Genomic DNA, 1,994 nt, shown 5'->3' with positions numbered 1-1,994 from the left:
CTGCCCAACGGCCTGCGCGTCGTGACGGTCGAGCGGCACGATCTGCCGCTGGTCACCGCCTCGCTGGTGGCGCTGGGCGGTGCGGCGACCGATCCGGTGGGCAAGGCGGGCGCGAGCAGCCTGTCGTCCGAACTGATGACCAAGGGCACCACGACCCGCTCGGCGACCGAGATCGCGCGGGCGGTCGAAAGCCTGGGCGGATCGATCGCGGCCGGAGCCTCGGATGACGGCGCGACCATCGACCTGACCGTCCCCTCGGCGCAGCTGGGCACGGCAATGACCATCCTGGCCGATGTCGCGACCAACCCGGCCTTCAAGCAGGAAGAGATCGATCGCGCCCGCACCCAGTCGATCGACAGCCTGAACGTCGCCATGCAGAATCCGGCGCAGCTGTCGGCGATGGTCGCCGACCGCGTGGTCTATGGCGCGCGTCCCTATGGCCAGCCGCTGTCGGGCACGCCCGCCTCGTTGAAGGGGCTGACCCGTGCCGACCTGACCGCCGCCTATGCGCGCAGCTGGAAGCCGGGCCAGGCGACGCTGCTGCTGGTCGGCGACGTGACGCCCGCCCAGGCCAAGCAGGTCGCCGAGCGCTATCTGGGCAATTGGCGGGTGTCCGGAGCCGCCGCGACGACGGCCAAGCCCCCCGAACCCGCTTTCCCCGCACCGCGCGTCATCGTCGTCGACATGCCCGATGCCGGGCAGGCGGGGGTGGTCGTCGCGCGTTCGGGCATCCGCCGCGCCGATGACCGCTATTACCCGCTGGCGGTGGCGAACACCGTACTGGGCGGCGGCTTTTCGTCGCGGCTGAATCAGGAAATCCGCATCAAGCGCGGGCTGGCTTATGGCGCGGGCAGCTCGGTGGCGACGGGCCGTGACATCGGCATCATCTCCGCCCGGACCCAGACCAAGAACCCCTCGGCCGCCGAAGTCGTCGGGCTGATCGATGCCGAGATGCGCAAACTGGGCACCGCACCCGTGCCGCAGGACGAACTGGCGACGCGGCAGGCGGTGCTGGTCGGCGGATTCGGCCGGACGATCGAGACGACCGACGGCATCGCCGACATCCTCGCCAACTACACGCTGCAAGGCGTGCCGCTCGAGGAACTGAGCCGCTACATCCCGCGCGTCCAGGCGGTCGATCCGGCGGCGGTGGAGTCGGTTTCGGCCACATTGCTCGATCCCAAGGCGGCCAGCATCATCGTGGTCGGCGACGCCAAGCAGTTCCTGCCCGCGCTGCGTCAGGCGCATCCGGAGGTCGAGGTCATACCGGCCGCGTCGGTCAATCTCGACTCGCCCAAGCTGCGCTGACCGTCCACTCCTCCCCAGGTCCGGCTTGGGGAGGACGCGACGCAAAATCCTTAACCCTCTCGGCTATAAGCATAACCCGATAGCGGCAGGGTTGGAGGACTCCCCACATTGCGGGTGGCGAAGCGGACCGTAAGACGAATGATACAGGTCTGGCTGGCGCTGCTCGGCCTGATGCTGACGTTCGGGCTGGTTCTGGCGGCGCAGGGGGCGTGGCGGCAGGCCCGGCGCTCGACGGCGGTCCTGCCCTCACGCCCCGTACGTCTGAAGGGGACCGCGCCCGCTCCTATAGCCGACGCGCTGCCCGCCATCGATGGCAGCACCGGCACGGTCGCCCTGCCCGCCCTGCCGATCCCGCCGGGGGCCCGCATCGCCGATAGCGGCGTGGTGGCGGCCCGACCTTTTGTATGGGGCCGTGCGACGGCGATCGATCGCGCCCGCGCGATGCAATGCCTGACCGCCGCCATCTATTATGAAGCGGGTGGCGAAAGCATCGACGGGCAGCGTGCCGTGGCACAGGTCGTGCTCAACCGCGCACGGCATCCGGCCTTTCCTGCCACGGTGTGCGGCGTCGTCTATCAGGGGGTCGAGCGCGCGCATTGCCAGTTCAGCTTCGCCTGCGACGGCGCCCTGTCCCGCACCCCCGCCGTCACCGGCTGGTCGCGCGCGGCGCAGGTCGCGGCGGCGGC

At 70.3% G+C, this 1,994-nt stretch carries 2 protein-coding genes; both read left to right on the top strand.

The features are described 5' to 3' along the window. Positions 1-1,308 (top strand): M16 family metallopeptidase (locus NS355_RS14160; RefSeq protein WP_167345465.1); only part of this gene is annotated, 1,308 nt, incomplete at its 5' end. A gap of 138 nt (positions 1,309-1,446) precedes the next feature. Further along, a partial coding sequence (locus NS355_RS14155; RefSeq protein WP_209445101.1) for a cell wall hydrolase occupies positions 1,447-1,994 on the top strand: 548 nt, incomplete at its 3' end.

This window comes from Sphingomonas yabuuchiae, from assembly GCF_001477495.1.
Classification (GTDB): Bacteria; Pseudomonadota; Alphaproteobacteria; order Sphingomonadales; family Sphingomonadaceae; genus Sphingomonas; species Sphingomonas yabuuchiae_A.
The sequence above is the reverse complement of the archived record's forward strand: the minus strand, read 5'-3'. Positions and strand labels throughout refer to the sequence as shown.